At 68.8% G+C, this 19,010-nt stretch carries 16 protein-coding genes; 9 read left to right on the forward strand and 7 right to left on the reverse strand.

What is annotated here, in order from left to right; genetic code table 11:
- The first annotated feature begins 7 nt into the window (after positions 1–7).
- The gene (locus OHA10_RS09115; RefSeq protein ID WP_371405727.1) at positions 8–652 is read left to right on the forward strand and encodes a TetR/AcrR family transcriptional regulator; all 645 of its coding nucleotides are present in this window, start codon (positions 8–10) and stop codon (positions 650–652) included.
- On the opposite strand, the gene OHA10_RS09120 is transcribed toward OHA10_RS09115, so the two are convergent.
- Positions 603–1,370, reverse strand: coding sequence for an SDR family NAD(P)-dependent oxidoreductase (locus tag OHA10_RS09120; RefSeq protein ID WP_371405728.1), 768 nt, complete (start codon positions 1,368–1,370; stop codon positions 603–605). The genes OHA10_RS09115 and OHA10_RS09120 overlap by 50 nt on opposite strands.
- Positions 1,371–1,420: 50 nt before the next feature.
- On the opposite strand from OHA10_RS09120, the gene OHA10_RS09125 reads away from it, so the two are divergent.
- Positions 1,421–2,080 (forward strand): pyrimidine 5'-nucleotidase, encoded by a 660-nt coding sequence (locus OHA10_RS09125; RefSeq protein WP_371405729.1) that lies wholly within the window; start codon positions 1,421–1,423, stop codon positions 2,078–2,080.
- Here OHA10_RS09125 and OHA10_RS09130 read toward each other — a convergent pair.
- Complete coding sequence (locus tag OHA10_RS09130) at positions 2,074–6,291, reverse strand: S8 family serine peptidase (RefSeq protein ID WP_371405730.1); 4,218 nt, start codon at positions 6,289–6,291, stop codon at positions 2,074–2,076. The genes OHA10_RS09125 and OHA10_RS09130 overlap by 7 nt on opposite strands.
- 170 nt (positions 6,292–6,461) lie before the next feature.
- Between OHA10_RS09130 and OHA10_RS09135 the strand changes: the two genes are divergently transcribed.
- From OHA10_RS09135 to OHA10_RS09150, 4 genes are all read left to right on the forward strand, one after another.
- Positions 6,462–7,445: a helix-turn-helix domain-containing protein gene (locus tag OHA10_RS09135; RefSeq protein ID WP_371405731.1), complete on the forward strand. Its 984-nt coding sequence runs from the start codon at positions 6,462–6,464 to the stop codon at positions 7,443–7,445.
- 101 nt (positions 7,446–7,546) lie between these two features.
- Entirely contained in the window at positions 7,547–8,245 is a 699-nt protein-coding gene (locus OHA10_RS09140; RefSeq protein WP_371405732.1) for a FadR/GntR family transcriptional regulator, read from the forward strand.
- A complete protein-coding gene (locus OHA10_RS09145) occupies positions 8,242–8,670 on the forward strand; it encodes a GNAT family N-acetyltransferase (protein WP_371405733.1) in 429 nt (142 codons plus the stop codon). Before OHA10_RS09140 ends, OHA10_RS09145 begins: the two co-directional genes overlap by 4 nt.
- A 73-nt stretch (positions 8,671–8,743) precedes the next feature.
- Entirely contained in the window at positions 8,744–10,696 is a 1,953-nt protein-coding gene (locus tag OHA10_RS09150) for a glycosyl hydrolase family 28-related protein (RefSeq protein WP_371405734.1), read from the forward strand.
- On the opposite strand, the gene OHA10_RS09155 is transcribed toward OHA10_RS09150, so the two are convergent.
- The gene (locus OHA10_RS09155; RefSeq protein ID WP_371405735.1) at positions 10,693–12,237 is read right to left on the reverse strand and encodes an MFS transporter; all 1,545 of its coding nucleotides are present in this window, start codon (positions 12,235–12,237) and stop codon (positions 10,693–10,695) included. The genes OHA10_RS09150 and OHA10_RS09155 overlap by 4 nt on opposite strands.
- Before the next feature lie 112 nt (positions 12,238–12,349).
- Here OHA10_RS09155 and OHA10_RS09160 point away from each other — a divergent pair, with 112 nt between their 5' ends.
- Positions 12,350–12,781 (forward strand): MarR family winged helix-turn-helix transcriptional regulator, encoded by a 432-nt coding sequence (locus OHA10_RS09160; protein ID WP_371405736.1) that lies wholly within the window; start codon positions 12,350–12,352, stop codon positions 12,779–12,781.
- Positions 12,782–12,784: 3 nt separating this feature from the next.
- Entirely contained in the window at positions 12,785–13,936 is a 1,152-nt protein-coding gene (locus tag OHA10_RS09165) for a pyridoxal phosphate-dependent aminotransferase (protein WP_371405737.1), read from the forward strand.
- A 123-nt stretch (positions 13,937–14,059) separates the two neighbouring features.
- Here the strand turns inward: OHA10_RS09165 and OHA10_RS09170 are convergent, their stop codons facing one another.
- Both OHA10_RS09170 and OHA10_RS09175 read right to left on the reverse strand, forming a co-directional pair.
- Positions 14,060–14,659 carry a hypothetical protein gene (locus OHA10_RS09170; protein ID WP_371405738.1) on the reverse strand — a complete coding sequence of 200 codons (600 nt, stop codon included), beginning with the start codon at positions 14,657–14,659 and terminating at the stop codon, positions 14,060–14,062.
- Between the two features lie 99 nt (positions 14,660–14,758).
- Positions 14,759–15,220 carry a hypothetical protein gene (locus OHA10_RS09175; protein WP_371405739.1) on the reverse strand — a complete coding sequence of 154 codons (462 nt, stop codon included), beginning with the start codon at positions 15,218–15,220 and terminating at the stop codon, positions 14,759–14,761.
- 108 nt (positions 15,221–15,328) lie between these two features.
- On the opposite strand from OHA10_RS09175, the gene OHA10_RS09180 reads away from it, so the two are divergent.
- Positions 15,329–15,787, forward strand: coding sequence for a GNAT family N-acetyltransferase (locus tag OHA10_RS09180; protein ID WP_371405740.1), 459 nt, complete (start codon positions 15,329–15,331; stop codon positions 15,785–15,787).
- Here OHA10_RS09180 and OHA10_RS09185 read toward each other — a convergent pair.
- Together OHA10_RS09185 and clpB are read right to left on the reverse strand one after the other, a co-directional pair.
- Complete coding sequence (locus OHA10_RS09185; RefSeq protein ID WP_371405741.1) at positions 15,754–16,341, reverse strand: hypothetical protein; 588 nt, start codon at positions 16,339–16,341, stop codon at positions 15,754–15,756. The two genes, OHA10_RS09180 and OHA10_RS09185, sit on opposite strands and share 34 nt — an antisense overlap.
- Positions 16,342–16,415: 74 nt before the next feature.
- A complete protein-coding gene (clpB, locus tag OHA10_RS09190) occupies positions 16,416–18,992 on the reverse strand; it encodes an ATP-dependent chaperone ClpB (RefSeq protein WP_371405742.1) in 2,577 nt (858 codons plus the stop codon).
- Positions 18,993–19,010: the final 18 nt, after the last annotated feature.

Here is a 19,010-nt window from a genome sequence, read left to right on the forward strand (position 1 = left end):
GCGATCCATGGGGACCAGAGACGACATCCTGGACGCGGCCGCGGAGGTGCTGCGGACGCAGGGGTTCGCGCGGGCGACGACCAAGTCGATCGCCCAGGTCGCCGGGTACTCCGAGGCCGCGCTGTACAAGCACTTCGCGGACAAGGCCGCGATCCTGCTCGCCGTCCTGCACGAGCGCATGCCCACGCTCCCCGGTTCGCTCAAAGAGCTGATCGGCAACCCGGGGTCGGGGACAGTCCACGCCAACCTGATCCGGCTGGCCGGGATCGCGATCGACTTCTACGTCGAGGGCTTCCCGATCCTGGTGTCGCTGTTCTCGTCCCAGGACCTCCTGACCGCCCATCGCCGACGCCTACGTGAGCTGGACGCCGGGCCGCACAAAGCGCAGGAGGGCCTGGTCCGCTACCTGCAGGAAGAGCAGAAGCTCGGCCGCGTCCGCCGTACGGCGGATGTCACCGCCGCGGCCGCACTGCTGTTCGGCGCCTGCTTCCAGCGCGGCTTCGAGGTCAACTTCGCCGGCCGCACGCCGACAACCGAAGAGCGCACCGCGTACGCCGGCGCACTCGGCCGGACCATCTACGAGGCCCTGCGCCCGAACCCGCTCAAGCGCGGCGGCGGCCGTCCAGGCCCACGGTCGACACCCGCGCGATGAGCGCTCGCGGGATGAAGCGCGTTCCGGCGACGATCAGCTTGTAGCGGCGGCTCGGGATCGAGATCGGCTTGCCGCGCATCAGGTCCTTCCAGGCCGCGTCGACCAGATCGGTCGCGTCCAGCCACATGAACGACGGGATCAGCGACTTGTCCATCCCCATCCGCTCGTGGAACTCGGTGTGCACGAAGCCCGGGCACAACGCCATCACCGCAACGCCCTTGGCGTGCAGCTCGAGCGCGAGCCCGGCCGAGAAGTTCGTCACCCAGGCCTTGTGCGCGCTGTAGACGTTGCGCTGCAGGAATCCGGCCACCGACGACACGTTGATCACCGCACCAGAGCCCCGCTCGATCATCGGGAGCACGGCCGCGTGCGTGAGGCGCAGTACGACGCGGACGAGCAGATCCAGCTGCTTCTCCTCGACGTCGACCGGGTTGGCCCAGAACGGCTTCTTCTGCCCGAAGCCGGCGTTGTTGACCAGCACCTCGATCGGACCGGTGCGGAACCGCTCCTCGACCCGGGCCAGATCGTCGGCATCGGTCAGGTCGGCGGCCAGCACCTCGCACTCGACACCGTGCAGCCGGGTGATGTCGGCGGCGACCTCCTTCAGCTTGGCCTCGTCCCGCGACACCAGCACCAGGTCGTAGCCCTCCAGCGCCAGCTTGTCCGCGAACGCACGGCCGATCCCGGTCGCCGGCCCGGTGATGAGCGCAGTCGCCACGTTCAATCCTCCCGTCGGTGACGCCCCCAGTGTGTCACTACCCTGGCCAGATGCGGTCTGCCGTCGACACCTGGATCCTCGATCTCGACAACACGCTGTATCCGGCGAGCGTCGGTCTCGCGGATCAGATGAACACCCGGATCCGCGCCTACCTGGCGAATCTGTTCGGAACCGACGACGCCGGGGCTCGTCGCCTGCAGGCCCAGCTGGTCGCCGAGCACGGGACGACTCTGCGCGGTCTGATGAACACCCGGTCGATCGACGCACACGACTACCTCGCCTGGGAACACACGATCGACTACTCGGTCCTCCGGCACGACGGAGCGCTCGCCGACGCACTGCAGTCACTCCCCGGCAGGCGCTACTTGTACACGAACGGCTCCGCCTACCACGCCGAGCAGGCGTTGGGGCGGCTCGGGCTGACGGCTCATTTCGACGGGGTTTTCGACATCCTCGCGGGCGATCTCATCCCGAAGCCGTACGCCGAGAGTCTCGACGCGTTCCTGGTCCGCTTCGCGATCGACCCGGTGCGGGCGGCGATGGTCGACGACCTCGAGGTGAATCTCACCCTCCCGCACGAGCGCGGGATGACGACAGCGTTGATCACGCACGAGCCGTCCGCCGACGGGACGCCGTACCAGCAGCTCGGGCCGAAACGCTGGCAGGTCCATGACCTGCCAGCGTTCCTCGGCTACCTGTCGGCTCAGTGAGTTGTGATGCGGTAGACGCCACCGCCCACGGTTCCGGCGTACAGCCACTGTCCGTCCGGTGACGTGATCAGGCTCGCCACGTCGAGGTTGGGCAGTCCGTCGGAGATGTTGTGCCAGCTGCGGCCGCCGTCGCGGCTGTTGAGCACGCCCCGGCCGCCGACCGGGAGTCCTGCGTCGGCGCCGTCACCGTCGGCCGCGAACAGTTGGCCGTCGGCGCCGTACGTCAGCGCGGTGATGTTCAGCCGGAACCCGGAGGTCGCGGCCGCCTTCACGGTCCGGCCGCCGTCCCGGCTGTCGTACAGGCCGTCCCCGCCGATGACCAGGTGGTTGACGTCGTGCGGGTCGAGCGCCAGCACCGACACCGGTACGTCGGACAGCCGCTGGACCGTTTGGCCTTGGTCGTCGGAGCGGTACAACCCGTCCGGTCCCCCGAGCCAGAGGTGGTCGGGGTTGCGCGGATCGGCGACGACCGCGGTGACGCCGATCGCCAGGTTGTTCTTCCGCCAGGTTTTCCCGCCGTCCTTGCTGACGACCACGCCCGGGCTGAGTACGTCGTCGACCGCCGCATAGATGTAGTCGCGGTTCGCCGGGTCGACGACGATCTGGTAGACCCGGGCATCGGCCAGCACGTTCAGCTTGACCGCCCACGTCCTGCCGCCGTCGGTCGACTCCTCGATCGTCGGCCGGCCCTGCGCCTTCGAGACGGCCCGGAACAGCCGGTGCGGATCGGACGGGTCGGTGGTCAGGGCCGTGATCCGGTTCCCCAGCAGGATGTCGCTGCCGTTGAGGCCCCAGTCGTGGTCGGCCGGGCTCGGAACCCGCTGCACCGGCAGTGCGGTCGTGAACGTGGAGAACGTCGTACCGGCAACCAGGGTGGACTTGCCGGACGCGTCCTGGCCGACAGCCAGCGCGTGTACGTCGGCGCTGGTCAGGCCGACGCGGTGGTACGTGGCGCCGGAGTCGTCGGTGAGGTACAGCCCGCTACCCGCGGCCGAAACGACCAACTGCTTGCTGTTCGGCGGCGAGGAGATCCGGAAGATGTCGTTCTCGACCGGGGCCGGCATCGTGCTCCACTGCGTTCCCTCGCCCCGGTCGACGAGGATCTCGTCTTCGGTCGCGGCGTACACGTCGCCGTTGACGAATTGCACCGTGGACATGGTTTCACCCACCGGCGCCGCCGGCCCGGGCTGCCAGCTCGCACCGTTGTCACGGGACAGGTAGAGCTGCCGCGGTGTACGGGCCACGAGCAGGTTCGCGTCACCGGCGACCTCCGCCACGAACTGGTCGTCCTCGGGCGAGGTGAACAGCTCCTGCAGTGGCTCCGGCGTGCTGTCGATGTTCCGGATCACGCAGAGCTTGAGGCCGTCGCCGAAGTACAGGTCGTGGCCGATCAGGCTGACCTGTTGCAGGTGCTCGCCCGGGCTCGGGTAGTTCGTCCAGGTCTGACCGCGATCGGTGCTGACGTAGACGCTGTTGTCGAACGTGGGTACGACGAGGATCCGCCCGGTCGGGTCGATCGACAGGTCACTCGGGCTGACGTCCGGGAACGGCAGCGTCGTCCAGGTCTCCCCTGCGTCGTGGCTGACCAGGATCTTGCCCTGGTACGTCGGGTCCGGCCCGCCCTCGACCGCGAGGTACACCGTGTCCGGCCGGGTCGGGTCGGTCGCCATCCCGAGATCGACACCGGCACCGATCGGCAGATTGCGGAGCTCACGCCAGGTGGAGCCGCCGTCGTCGGTCCGGAACACGCCGGGCCGCGGCGAAAGGTACGGCATGGCGAACATCCGCCCGGCCTTCGAGGTGTAGCCGATCTTGTCGGCACCCTGACTGGTCGGACCGACGGACTGCCACCCGTTCGGACCGGATCCGTGTGCAGTGCCGAGTTCCTCGTACGACGTCTGCCCGTCGAGCCAGGCGCCCGAGGACGTCCGAGCGCTCGCGGACACCTGGTACGCACCAGCCGGCCCCGCGGGCACCGAGTACTTCCACCAGCCGGTGTGGTCGAACGTCGCCGTACCGGTGATCGCGTGGTGCGCCCCGGGCGGAGTCACGGACACTCGCGGCGCCGCGGTCAGTCCGGCGTCGGAGTGGATGTAGACCGAGGCACCGGCCACAGTCGGGTCCGGGTTCGCGTGCAGGTCGAGCGGCCGCACGGCCAGTAGCCAGGGGACGGACAGGTCCGGCGACCCGCTGACTGAGGCACGCAGCCATCCACTCCAGTCCGCGCCACCTGCCGGACGCGCGCCGGTCACGGTAAGGCGGACAGTCACCTTCTGCCCCCGGCCGAGTCGGGCGGAGCTCGGGGAGACCGAGACCTTCGCCGGCGTACCGGTGGCCGACTTCGCGTCGAAGTGCAGCGTCCTGGTCGTGGACGACACGTTGGTCAGCGTGACCGTGCTCGTCGAGCGGAGCGTGCGGCTACTGAGGTCTGCTACGCCGAGGCTCAGCGACCGCTTGTTCGGCAGGACGGCCAACTGGTCGGCACCAGCCACATCCAGTCGGCCTGATCCCTGGGTCACGGCGTCCAACGCCGTCGACAGTCGGTCGGCGCCACCAGCCAGTGCCGCGGCGACCTGTTCGGCAGTCCAGTCAGGATGAGCCTGCCGGATCAGCGCGGCAGCACCGGCGACGTGCGGCGCCGCCATGCTGGTGCCACTGTCCTCGGCGTACTGTCCGCCAGGCCACGTGGACCTGATCTCGACCCCCGGCGCGACCAGGTCCGGCTTGATCGCATAGCTGCCGGACACCGGGCCGTGTGCACTGAACTCGGCGACCTGGTCGGTCGCGTCGGTACCACCGATGTGAATCCGGACCGGGCCTTGCGTGAGCCACTGCGACAGATCCGACGCATCGGTCCCGTTCATGACGGTGGCGACCAGCGAGGCCTTGCCGGGGTCGTCCGCCGTACCGGTGGCAAAGGCCGGCAGCAGCAGGTGGCCCGCACCGCCCTTGTAGTAGTTCGGCGTCCGCAGCAGCACTGCCTTCGCGCCGTGCTGTTCAGCGGTCGCGAGGATGTCGCCGAGCATCTCGCTGTTGTACGCGACCAGGACGGCCTTGCCGGTGGCGTCGATGTTGTCGTAGTCGCCAGGGCCACCGTTGACCGCGTCGACGACCTCCAGGTCCTCACCACCAGCCGGCGGGTTCGCCGACAACCCGACCCGTTGGACGTCGAGTGCACGCCGGACGGGCGCGGTCACGGTCACGGTCGGTACGTCGATCCCGGTGATGCTCGCGCCGACCGCGAGGATGTCCGGCGCCTCGGCCGGTGAACCGACAGTGCCTTCACCGGGACCTTCGTTGCCTGCGGCAGCGACCACCACGACCCCGTCGTGGACGGCGTTCTCGGCGGCCTGCTCGAGCGGGTCGTCGGGCGACGGATCGCCCGACAGGCTCAGGTTGACGACGTCCGCGCGGTACGGGTTGTCAGCGGCGACCGCGGCCTCGAACCCGGCGATGACGGCGGACTCGAAGCCCTTGCCGTCCGCGCCCAGCACCTTGTACGCCGTGAGGGTCGCGTCCGGCGCGACGCCGGTACGGCCGTCGGCCTGCGTACTGCGGCCCGCGACGATTCCCGCGACGTGGGTGCCGTGACCGTTGTCGTCGATCGGGTCGGCGTCGCCGTTCACGAAGTCGTAGCCGGCGGCAACCTTGTGACCCTTGCCGAATCCGCCGCCGAGATCGGGATGGGTGTAGTCGATCCCGGTGTCCACGATCGCGATGGTCTGACCCGCGCCGGTGACCGCCGTACCCTTGCGATCCTTGGTCTGCCAGACCGCGGGCGCCTTGATCTGCGTCAGCGCGGCGTCACCGCTCGAGTGGACCTGCTGGTCCGGATACACCGCGGTCACGCCAGGTAGGGCGCGGAGCCGGGCGACGCCGGCCGCGTCGGTGGTGACGGCCACGGCGTTGAGGAGCTCGCTGAACTCGTGGGTGACGGTGGCATGGATACCGGCGGCCACCACGGCCTGCCGGAAGCTCGCATGAGCGACCTGTACTGCGGTCACCCGCTGCGGGACCAGCGTTCCCGCGGACAGGGCCGGGGTGCCGGCGAACTGGACGATCACCCGCGTATCAGGCGTGGGAGAGGTCGGCCTGGACGGTGTCGACAGTGTGGACGGTGTGGCGAGGGCTGGGGTGGTTGCGAGGACGAGGGTCAGCGGCGTCGCCAACGCCAGCGCCCCTCGGACGACACGTCTCGGTACAGGATGCATGGAGGGCACTCCCGATGGCAGGACGGAAATCGATCTATGGCGGATGCAGTGTGCTCACGACGCGCAGCGCGCGGCCAGTGGATCCGGCGGCACGATGAAGCCAATGTCCTTCAGTGGCCATCGGGAAATTCGCTGCACCGGAGCCTGTTTCGCGGAGTACTCTCGCCAGGATGTCCAGGGAGAGAGTTGACGAAGGCAAGCTCTCCGCTGTCGGTGTCACCGCTCTGGACGAGCAGCTGTACCGGCGGTTGCTGACCGCGCCGGGCTCGACCTTGGCCGAGCTGACGGCCGGGACCGGCATCGGCACCACCCGCGCCCGCCAGGCGGTCGCGCGGCTCGAGCGGTGCGGACTGGTGAGCCGGCGGCCCGGCGTACCGGCGAGGTTCATGCCGGCGCCGCCGGATGTCGCTGTTGGCTCCCTGATCGCCCGCCGCCAGGACGAACTCGAGCGGGCCAGGCTGGAGGCAGAGAGTCTGCTCGCGGACTTCCACCAGGGCACGCGCTACGAGCACAGCTCGCAGGTCGTCGAGCTGATCAGCGGCCAGGCCGCCATCAGCCAGCGCGCGGCCCAACTGATGAGCGGCGCCGAGCACGAGGTGGTGTTGTTCGACAAGCCGCCGTACGTCGGCGCGCAGGACAACCCCGACGAGATGGATGCGCTGGCTCGCGGCGTGCGGTGGCGAGCGATCTACTCCACCGAGTCACTGACCGAGCCGGGCCAACTCGCCAGGATGACTGCCTTCCGGGACGCGGGCGAGCAGGCCCGGCTGTCGCCGGTGGTGCCGACCAAGCTCGTCATCGTGGACCGCCGTCTCGCGCTGATGCCATTGGGTGTCGACGGTTCGGATGCGGCGCAAACCGCAGTACTCGTCCACCCCAGCTCCCTGCTCTCGCTGCTCGTCACGCATTTCGACGGAATGTGGGAGCGGAGCATCTCGTTCGACCAGCACCTGAACGGCGGTCAGCCGCCGCCCAAGTCCGAGCAGCGGGTGCTCCAGTTGCTGTCGGCCGGGCTCAAGGACGAGGCGATCGCCCGTCAGCTCGGGATCAGCCTGCGCACCACGCGCCGGTGGATCGCGCAGGTGATGGCCGACCGCGGCGTCACCACCCGCTTCCAGCTCGGCCTCGTCGTTGCGCGCGAACTCACCTCCTGACGTCTGATGAATCGCCCAGCCTCTCGCGGGCGACTGCTCGCAATGTGGCGAATGTGACCGTGATTGGTCTGAGGACTTACGCTTCGTGGAGGAGGTGACGAATGGCTGCCACGGACAAGGCGCTGGCCGGTCTGCGTCAGATGATCGCGTCGGGGGAGCTCGGGCCGCGGGCGAAGTTCCCGCCGGAACCCGAGCTGTGCGATCACCTGGGGGTGTCCCGCAGTTCGTTGCGTGAGGCGGTGCGGTCGCTGGCCGCGCTCGGCGTGATCGAGTCCCGGCACGGATCCGGTACGTACGTCTCGGCGCTCGACCCGGCCGCGATCATCAGCCGGTTCTCGCTGTCGGTCGAGCTGATCCCACTCGAGGGCCTGCTCGAGCTGCTGGAGGTACGCCGGGTTCTCGAGTCGCACGCGACCGCCGCCGCGGCCGCACGCCAGGACCCGGAGCTCGCCGCGCAGCTGAGCTCGATTCTCGATCGGCTCGAGGCGACCACCGACCCGGTCGAGATCCAGTACCTCGATGCCGAGTTCCACGGCGCGATCTGCTCGGCCGGCGGCAACCCGACCGTCACCGCGCTCACCGACGTGATCCGCGGCCGCGGCGGCCACTACCGGATCTTCGAGCCCGGCGCCGACTTCAACGCGATCAAGCAGACCAGCGACCGCGGCCACCGCGCCATCCTCGACGCGATCGCCACCCGCGACCCCGCGGCAGCCTCGACCGCGGCCTCCGCGCATATCGCCCAGACCGAGCTCTGGCTCCGCGCGCTCCGCCCCGAACCGCAGCCCGACCTGCCATGAGGTTCGCTTTACGGCCGGCCGCATCGGACGACCTCGAGGACCTCGTCGAGATCCGGGCCGTCGTCATGCGCCCGGACCTGGAGCGCCTCGGCCGGTACGACGCGCATCGGGTCCGGCAGCGGCTCCGGGACTCGTTCTCGCCCGAGCACACCCAGATCATCGAGGTCGGCGGCGAGCTGGCCGGCTCCATCGCAGTACGGCCGGCCGAGGATCGCCGCTGGCTGGAGCACTTCTACCTGGCCCCGCACCACCAGGGCCGAGGCCTCGGCTCCGAGGTACTGCGGACCGTTCTGGACCGCGCCGACGGGACCGTGTGGCTGAACGTCCTGCAGGGCAGCCCGGCCCGCAGGCTGTACGAGCGCCATGGCTTCGTCGTGGAGAGCGAAGACCCGGTCGACGTCTTCATGGTCCGGAAATTTCTCTGACCTGTCGAGATCTTGCGCACCGATCGTCGGGTGCATAACCTCCAGACAATTCGTCCGGAGGGGGGATCCGCCAATGTCCCGTTCACGCTTGCTCACGGTCGCGTGTGCGACCGCACTCCTCGGTGCCGTCCTCGTAGCTCAACCGGCCGCCGCCCGTCCAGCACCCCGGATCACCAGGGCCGGGCTCGATCCCGCATTGGTCGCCGGCCGCGGCGCCGACGTACCGTTCGTCGAGCAGGAGGCGGAGAACGCCGCCTTCACCGGCGAGAAGATCGGCCCGGGGCGGGACGCGTACACGCTCCCGGCCGAGGCCTCCGGGCGGACCGCCGTACGGCTGCAGCCCAAGCAGTACGTCGAATTCACGCTGACCCGGCCGGCGAACGCGCTGACGTTGCGCTACAGCATCCCGGACGCGCCCGGTGGCGGCGGGATCACCGCTCCGCTCGACGTCTCGGTCAACGGGAAGCACAAGCGGACGATGACGCTGACCTCGCAGTACGCCTGGCTCTACGGCATGTATCCGTTCTCGAACGACCCGAATGTCGACCCGATCCCGGGCTGGTGGAAGCCCGAACCGGATCCGGTCGCCAAGCCGTTCCGGCCGAACCACTTCTACGACGAGCAGCGGGTGATGCTCGACCGCACGTATCAGGCCGGCTCGCGCATCCGGTTCGCCGTACCCCGGGTGACTGCTGCCGCGTGGACCGTGCTCGACGTCGCGGACTTCGAGCTGGTCGATGCACCGCTCCGGCAACCCGCTCGCTCTTTGGATGTGCGGCTGTTCGGCGCCGATCCGACCGGGCGGCGTGATGCCGCGCCGGCGATCGAGCGCACGATCGCCGCGGCGCAACGGATCGGCTGGTCGGTGTTCATCCCGGCCGGCACGTTCCAGGTCAACCGGCACATCGTCGTCGACAAGGTGACGATCCGCGGCGCCGGCAACTGGTGGACGATCATCAAGGGCAAGGTCCTCCCGCTGGCCCAGCCCGCGCCGGACAAGTCCGTGCACAGTGCACCCGGCTTCTACGGCAAGTACGCCGCCGACGGCGGGAGCACCGGCGTACACCTGTCTGACTTCGCGATCGAGAGCGATGTCCGCGAGCGCATCGACACCGACCAGGTGAACGGGATCGGCGGTGCGATCGGCGGCGGGTCGACGATCGAGAACCTGTACCTGCACCACACCAAGGTCGGCATCTGGCTCGACGGCCCGATGGACGGACTGCTGATCCGCAACAACGTCATCACCGACGCCGTTGCCGACGGCATGAATCTGCACCTTGGCGTGTCCAACGTTCGTGCGACCAACAACTTTGTCCGCAACAGCGGGGACGACGGACTGGCGATGTGGTCGGAGTCGAATGCGGACGGCCTGGTCAACCACGACAACATCTATGACCACAACACCGTCCAGACGCCTGTCCTCGCGAACAACATCGCGATCTACGGCGGCCGCGACAACGCCGTCACCGACAACCTGGTCGCGGATCCGATCCGCGAGGGCAGCACGCTGCATGCGGGCTCGCGGTTCAATGCGACGCCGTTCCAGGGCACGCTGACGTTCGCGCGCAACACCACGGTCCGCGGTGGTCCGCGGGATCTGAACTGGGACATCGGACTCGGCGCGATCTGGCTGTACGCCCTGCAGTCGACGATGTCCGGGACCATTCAGATCACCGACAGCTCGTTCCTGGACTCGACGTACAACGCGATGATGTTCGTCGTCGACTGGCCGGTGAAGGACGACTACGCGATCACGAACGTTGCCGTCCGCAACATCAAGGTCGACGGCACCGGGACCAACGTGGTCAGTGCCCGGGTCGGCGGCTGGGCGACCTTCGAGAACGTCGACGCGCGCAACGTCGGCGCGCCGTTCGTCAACAACTGCGGGACGTTCCACTTCAACGGGCCGCCGGAGTTCGAGGTCCGCGATCTGGGCGGTAACGACGGCGGCTGGACCGGCGCGACGTGGTGCGAGGACCGCCCCGCCGTCGTACCTCCCCCGCCGCCGTCGCCCTGGAACTAGACCTCGACCGTCTCGGTCGGCGCCTCTTCCTGGACCTTTGCAGGCCGGCTGGTTTGCCGGAATGCTAGGACCAGGACGACGGCGCCGACCAGGACGATGCCGGCGCCGACGAGGGCCGCGACGTGCATGGCGTGGATGAACGCGTCGTTCGCGGCCTTCACCAGCTCCGGTCGGCCGAGCGTGCTCGCGACATGACGGGTCGCCTCGGCCGACGTACCTGCCGTATCGGGCAGGCCGACGATCGACGGCGCGATCCGATGCTGGTACGTCGAGGAGACGATCGTGCCGAGGATCGCGACCCCGAGCACGCTGCCGACCTGGCGAAGGACGTTGTTGACGGCTGATCCGGCACCCATGCGATCCAGCGGGAGCGTCGCCAGTACTGCGGTCGTCGTCGGGGCTGTGGTCATACCGATGGACAGGCCGACGAGTGCGCCGACCACGCCGATCCAGACCAGCGGGGTGTCGACGTCGTACAGCAGGTTGATCGACGAGCAGGCCGCGAGCACGAGGACCGCCGTACCGGAGACCTTGGCCACGCCGAACCGGGCCGCCAGCCGGGAACCCAGCTGCGAGCCGACGATGACACCGCTTGCTGCAGGCAACGACATCAGACCGGCCGACAGCGCGCTCATCCCGCGAGCACCCTGCAGGTAGAACGCGAGGTAGAAGCTCTGGCCGGTCAGCAGCAGGAACACGACCGCCAGCGTGAAGTTGCCGGCCGCGAACCGGCGGTTGCGGAACAGGCGCGGGTCGAAGCTCGGCTCGCGTTCCCGCCACTCGGAGAAGATGAATCCGGCCAGCAGGACGAGGCCGGCCGCGATGCTCGCCCAGACCTGCCAGCGGTCCCAGCCACCCTGGTGACCGCCTTCGATCAGGCCGTACGACAGGCCGAGCAGACCGAGGGTGGACAGGCCGAGGCCGAGCGGGTCGAGCCGGCGACGCTGCGGGCTGCGCGGGTTCGGCAGCACGAGCGCGGCGCCGATCAGGCCGAACGCGACGATCGGCAGGTTGATCGTGAAGACCGAACCCCACCAGAAGTGGTCGATCAGCAGGCCGCCGAGCACCGGTCCGACGGCGACGCCCACACCGGCCGACGACCCCCAGATCGCGATCGCGCCGGCCCGGCGTTCGGGCGGGAAGGTCCAGCCGATGATCGCCATCGACGGCGGCATGATCAGCGCGCCGCCCAGGCCCATCGCGGCGCGGGCCAGGATGAGGGCGACGGGGTCGGTGGCCCACGCGGCCCAGGCCGAGGCGCCGCCGAAGATCAGCAGGCCGAGCATGAGGATGGTCCGGTGGCCGTACCGGTCACCGAGCGCACCGGCCAGGAACAGCGCGGTGGCGAAGAGCAACGAATAGATGCCGACGGCCCACTGCAGCTGGCCGGGCGTGGCGCCGAGGCCGTCGACGGGGTCGGCCAGGCGTTCGAGAGCGATACCGAGAACGGTCGAGTCGATCCAGATCAGGACGGCCGAGACGACCAGGATGGCGAGAATGCGGCGGTGCCGCCGCTCCGGGATGAGGTCGATCGAGGACACGAAGTCTCCTATAATTGTCAGGACCCTGACGAGATCTCGATCATCCTCGATTGACAGGAACCTGTCAATCTTCTTTTCGTGCCCTCTCGCGGACCCGGGCAGAATGGGGAGCATGGACTCCTTCGCTGACGACGGCTGTGTGACGTTCCTCGTCCGGCACGCCTGGCTGAGCATGCGTTCGTTGCTCGCCGAGGCGCTCGACGAGCACGGACTGTCGGTGCAGCAGTACGGGACGCTGCTCTGCGTGCGGAAGGATCCGGGCCTGACCATCGCGGACGTCGGCCGGGTGGTCGGCACGACGCGGCAGTCGGCCAACGAGCTGATCACCGGGATGGAGAAGGCCGGCCTGGTCGAGCGCAGGCCGAACCCGAAGGACCGCCGTACCCAGCAGGTCCACCTGACCGACGCCGGGGCCCGCCGACTCGACGAGGCGACCCCGGCCATCCGCAAGGTCGAGGAGGAACTCGAGGCGTCCTTCACCGCCGCCGACCGCTCGGCAGCGCGCGCCTGGCTTGCGCACATGGTCACTGCGGTCGAGGGTTGAGGGATGCGCGCACACGCCGAGCGGTTGGACGGACTGGGTACGACGATCTTCGCCGAGATGTCCGCGCTCGCGGTGGCGACCGGATCGGTCAACCTCGGTCAGGGGTTCCCGGATCGGGACGGGCCGGACTCGTTGCTCGAGGACGCGATCGCGGCGATCCGCGCGGGGGCGAACCAGTATCCGCCGGCTCGCGGCGTACCCGCGTTGAGGCAGGCGATCGCGGACCATCAGAAGCGGTTCTACGACCTGTCGTACGACCCGGATACGCAGGTCCTGGTCACCACCGGCGCCACCGAGGCGGTCGCGGCCGCGCTGCTCGCGTTCGTGGAGCCGGGTGACGAGGTGATCGCGCTCGAGCCGTACTACGACTCGTACGCCGCGGGCATCGCCTTCGCCGGCGGACGCCGGGTCCCGGTGACGCTGCGCGCACCGTCGTACCGGCTGGATCTGGATGAGCTGCGCGCCGCGATCACACCGCGGACGAAGGTCCTGCTGATCAACTCACCGCACAACCCGACCGGCACCGTGCTGACCGACGACGAGCTCCAGGGGATCAGCTCACTGGCGATCGAACACGACCTCGTCGTCATCACCGACGAGGTCTACGAACACCTGGTGTACGACGGCCTCCGGCATCGACCGCTCGCGTCGTACGACGGGATGGCGGACCGCACCGTCTCGATCAGCAGCGCCGGCAAGACTTTCGCCGTCACCGGCTGGAAGATCGGCTGGGTCACCGGCTCGCCCGAGGTCGTCACCGCCGTCACGACCGCCAAACAGTTCCTCACCTTCACGTCCGGCGCCCCGTTCCAGCCGGCCGTCGCCAATGCACTTGCCCTAGGCAACGACTACTTCGACGCCCTCCGCGCCGACCTCCAGTCCCGCCGCGACCTCCTCGCCAACGGCCTCGCAGACCTCGGCTTCGACGTCCACCGCCCCGCCGGCACCTACTTCATCACCACCGACATCCGCCCCCTGGGCCACACCGACGGCATCACCTTCTGCCGCCTGCTCCCCGAAAAAACCGGCGTAGTAGCCATCCCCCACCAAGTCTTCTACGACAACCCCACCCCCGGCCGCCCCCTGGTCCGCTGGGCCTTCTGCAAACAACCCGAAGTCCTCCAAGAAGCCCTCAACCGCCTCCAGAAACTCTGATCCGGCAACCTGCAGGAACAGCTGCCACGGTTTGTGTAATACTTGTGGCAGCTCGCCACGCGCTGCTTGGTGAGAAGTGAAGCTGGGATTCCCACCGGATGATGGGGCCCAGCTTTCGCGCTTCTAGCGGACTGTCAACTGATGGACTGCAACCACCTCTGAGAGCGCCAGGAGCCATCGCGGCTCTCCCAGATGCGCCGCGGTTACGCTCCCCGCCACGGCGTCCGGGAGCCAGAGCATCGGCTCCTGCAGGGGTCGGGCGAACCCGATGGACAACCGCTGGGACAACAGGCCCTTGCGCCGCGCGCTGTCGACCAGACTCCGGTCACGCTTGTCCTGCGCCGGAGCCCGTGACTCGAGCCAGGCTTCGCGGACACCGAACTGATCCAGTTCGTACAGCAGCCGCTCGAGGCAACACCGCCGCGCACGCTCCTGCCTCTGCCGGTGAACGGGGCTTCCGGCTACAGCAACCGCCACGATGCCGAGACCAGCAATGGTTTCGGCGATCGCATCTCTCCGCTTGGCCGACTCGGCAACCCAATGGAGACGCACAACCTTCCGCTCGGTCAATTCCTCCAGGTCCGCTCGCAGCCCGTCGAGCGCGGCGTCGTCGGCGATGACCGCCGCGAGTGTGTAGGTTCCCGGACGCTGGTCGTTGCCGACGAGAACGGACTCGTCGACCCAGGCGCTGAGGGTCGTATCTGGGCCGGACGAGGTAGGCACCACGGGATTGTGCCGGAGTCAGGCATCGCGCGAACGCCGTAATCCACAGGTGTCGTGGGGCAGCGCGGGGCATCCCGGGGCAGATTGTCAGGGGAGGCTTCAGCGGCGGAACCAGAGTTTGGTGGGGCGTTGGAGCATGAGGGTCAGGAGGGTGGCGTGGATGGCCAGGCCGAGGATGCCGGCGGGGAGGGCCATTGCGCCGCCGGCGATGCCCATGGCGGATACGGCGATCAGTAGGTAGCGGGACCAGGGGCGGCGTTTGGGGAGGTAGAGGGCGGGGACGAGGTAGAGGAAGGCGCAGATCATCGCGGCGGCGACCGCTACCGGGGCGTTGCCGCGGGAGCCGGTGAGGACTTCGGAGATTTGGTCGCCGGCGGAGGTGAGGGTGAGGACTGCCAGGAGCAGGCACATGACGCCCAGGCCGATCGCGATCACCATCGCGATCTTCACCTGTTTCGGCGGAGTCTGCTGATAGCTGTAGGTGTCCGGAGCGGCGCCGAACAGACCGCTGTACGGTCCTGGTCGCTCCTCGCCCGGCAGGTCGCCGCGCTGCTCGCTCATTCGCTCCGATGTTCCTTCCAGCTGCCCCCTCCCCTGATCCTGCCAGATAGCCCAAGCCGGGCCGGGAAATGTGTTGCCGGGAAGGCACGCAAGCACGACAGTGACCACGTGGACGAGTTCGAACTCCAGGCCGGGCCGGACGCGGGGCTCGAGGATCAGTTGGTCGACCAACTGATCGCGTACAACAAGTCCCGGTCGACGGCCGTCCAGGAGCGGTTCGAGCCGGCGAATCTGAAGTCCGAGCCGGTGCAGGTCTTCGCACTCGGTCCGGACGGCACCCTGCGAGGCGGATGCGTCGGCCGGGTCGAGCGAGTCTGGCATTGGCTGACCATCGACACGATGTGGGTCGACGAGACCGTACGCGGCCAGGGGCTGGGCAACGCTCTGCTCCGGTCACTCGAGGACGAGGGCCGCAGCCGCGGGTGCCGCTGGTCGGACGTCACGACCTTCGAGTTCCAGGCGCCCGATTTCTACCGCAAGGCGGGCTACGTCGAGTACGGCGTCAAGCACGACTACCCGCCCGGCCACACCAACTACTTCCTCCGCAAAGACCTGATCTCGAGGTGAGGAAACCGCAGGTACGGCGTGAGGTCGGCAACCTCGCCGTACGACGGCCGGAAGCGCACCGTCGTACCCGTCGAGCCGTCGCCCTCGATCGGCTCTAGACCGGTGACCGGGATGCCCCGCTCGTAGCGCTGCGTCCAGGAGCCGTTCAATCGACGGTTGGTGTGGATCAGCCAGTCGCTCAAAGCGGCAACAACCGACATCCCACGCCGAGGATGCCCGTCGGGGAGCAACGGCGCCGCCGGGTCGGAGAAGAACCGGAGGTCCTTCGTCGCCATGACCGGCTTCTTCACCACGTTCCCGTGCTCGTCGACGCGCGTATCGGTCCCACGCCCGTTGTCGGCGATCGCGATCGAGCCGTCGTCGTACGACGTGACCGAGCACTCGCCACGCCGCCCCGCGGACTCAGCCTCGTCGTCCGCGTAGGCGAGCACCTCGAGCACCAGATGGAGTACGCCGCCGGGCGCATACCGATCGGCGTCTGCGCGGATCGCGCTCAGATGATCCCGGTCGACGGAGGCGGCCCAGTCGTGCGTGGTGTTGACCCAGTGCGTCATTTCCCCATTCTCGCCCCGCTACCGGGTATGACAGACCGGGGCCCGGTCCACGATGGACCGGGCCCCGGTAACTGTCAGGACACCTCGAGGGCGTCCTTGGCCTCGTTGAGGGTCACCTTGACGGTCTCGCCGTCGCGAACCGAGCCGTCGAGCAACCCGCGGGCCAGCTCGTCACCGATCGCGGACTGGACCAGCCGGCGCAGCGGACGGGCGCCGTACACCGGGTCGTACCCGGTCATCGCCAGCCACTCCATCGCGCCGTCGTCCACCTCGAGCGTGATCCGCCGGTCGGTCAGCCGCCGCTGCAGCGCGGCGATCTGCAGCGCGACGATCTTCGTCAGCTCCTCGCTGCCGAGCGCGTCGAACAGCACGATCTCGTCCAGCCGGTTGATGAACTCCGGCTTGAACGACTGCCGCACGACCGCCATCACCTGGTCCCGCTTGGCCTTGTCGTCCAGCGACATGTCGGCCAGGTACGCCGAACCCAGGTTGCTGGTGAGGATCAGGATCACGTTGCGGAAGTCGACCGTACGCCCCTGGCCGTCGGTCAGCCGACCGTCGTCCAGCACCTGCAGCAGGATGTCGAAGACCTCGGGGTGCGCCTTCTCCACCTCGTCCAGCAGGATCACCGAGTACGGACGTCGCCGTACGGCCTCGGTGAGCTGGCCGCCCTCTTCGTACCCGACGTAGCCGGGCGGGGCGCCGACCAGCCGCGCGACGCTGTGCTTCTCGCCGTACTCCGACATGTCGATCCGGACCATCGCCCGCTCGTCGTCGAACAGGAAGTCCGCGAGCGCCTTCGCCAGCTCGGTCTTACCGACACCGGTCGGACCGAGGAACAGGAACGAACCGGTCGGCCGGTCCGGGTCGGAGATGCCGGCCCGCGCACGCCGTACGGCGTCGCTGACGGCCTTGACCGCCTCGCGCTGACCGATCAGCCGGCGACCCAGCTCGTCCTCCATCCGGAGCAACTTGCCGGTCTCACCCTCGAGCAGCCGCCCGGTCGGGATCCCGGTCCACATCGCGATCACCTCGGCGATCTCGGTCGGACCGACCTCCTCGTTGACCATGGCCTCGGGGCCTTCGGCAACCTCTTCCTCGGCACCGGCTTCCTCGAGCTCCTTGGTGAGCTGCGGGATCTCGCCGTACAGCAGCCGGGACGCGGTCTCCAGGTCGCCGTCGCGCTGGGCGCGCTCGGCCTGGCCGCGCAGTTCGTCGATGCGCTCCTTGACCTCACCGACCCGGTTCAGGCCGGACTTCTCGCGGTCCCAACGGGCCTCGAGTGCGCGGAGCTCCTCCTCGCGGTCGGCAAGGTCGGCACGCAGCCGCTCCAGCCGCTCCTGCGACGACGGGTCCTCCTCGCGGGACAGCGCGAGCTCCTCCATCTTCAGCCGGTCGACGGTACGACGCAGCGAGTCGATCTCGACCGGGGAGGAGTCGATCTCCATCCGCAGCCGGGACGCGGCCTCGTCGACCAGGTCGATCGCCTTGTCGGGCAGCTGACGACCGGAGATGTACCGGTGCGACAGCGTGGCCGCAGCGACCAGGGCCGAGTCGGAGATGGCGACCTTGTGGTGCGCCTCGTACCGCTCCTTCAGACCGCGCAGGATCGCGATCGAGTCCTCGACCGACGGCTCGCCCACGAACACCTGCTGGAAACGACGCTCGAGCGCCGGGTCCTTCTCGATCCGGGTCCGGTACTCGTCCAGAGTCGTGGCGCCGATCATCCGCAGCTCACCGCGGGCCAGCATCGGCTTCAGCATGTTGCCGGCGTCCATCGCGCCCTCGCCGGACGCACCGGCGCCGACGACCGTGTGCAGCTCGTCGATGAAGGTGATGATCTGACCGTCGGACTCCTTGATCTCGGTCAGCACGGCCTTCAGCCGCTCCTCGAACTCACCGCGGTACTTCGCACCCGCGACCATCGCACCGAGGTCCAGGCTGATCAGCCGGCGGCCACGCAGCGACTCGGGCACGTCACCGGCCACGATCCGCTGGGCCAGCCCCTCGACGACGGCGGTCTTGCCGACGCCGGGCTCACCGATCAGGACAGGGTTGTTCTTCGTACGACGGGACAGCACCTGGACCACGCGCCGGATCTCGGAGTCACGGCCGATCACCGGGTCGAGCTTGCCGTCCCGGGCGCGCTCGGTCAGATCGACGCCGTACTTCTCCAGCGTCTTCGTGGTGCCTTCGGCCTCCGGGGAGGTGATCCGGCGATTGCCCCGCATCTGGTCGAACGCCTGCAGCAGCGCGTCCGCCGTCACGCCGAGCGCGGTCTGGGCCGCACCCTCGACGGTCGCGAGCGCGATCAACAGGTGCTCGGTGGAGACGTACTCGTCCCCGAGCCCGAGGGCCCGCTGCTCTGCCTGGTTGAGCACGTCGCCGGTCTTCGGCGACAGGCTCGGCGCCTGCACACTGCCACCGCTCGCCTTCGGGAGCCGGCTCAGCTGCGCGGCGGTCTTCTGGCGTACGGCGTCCACGTCGCCGCCGGCTGCCTCGAGCAGACCGATCGTCGTCCCCTCCGGCTGCGCGAGCAGCGCGGAGAGCAGGTGAATCGGTTCCACGGTCGGGTTGCCCGCCGCGGAGGTCTGACGGATCGCGACCGACAGGGTTTCCCGGGCCAGCGTCGTCAACCGCTGAACGTCCATCTATTTCCAGCCTTTCCA

The organism is Kribbella sp. NBC_00662 (genome assembly GCF_041430295.1).
Lineage (GTDB): Bacteria > Actinomycetota > Actinomycetes > Propionibacteriales > Kribbellaceae > Kribbella.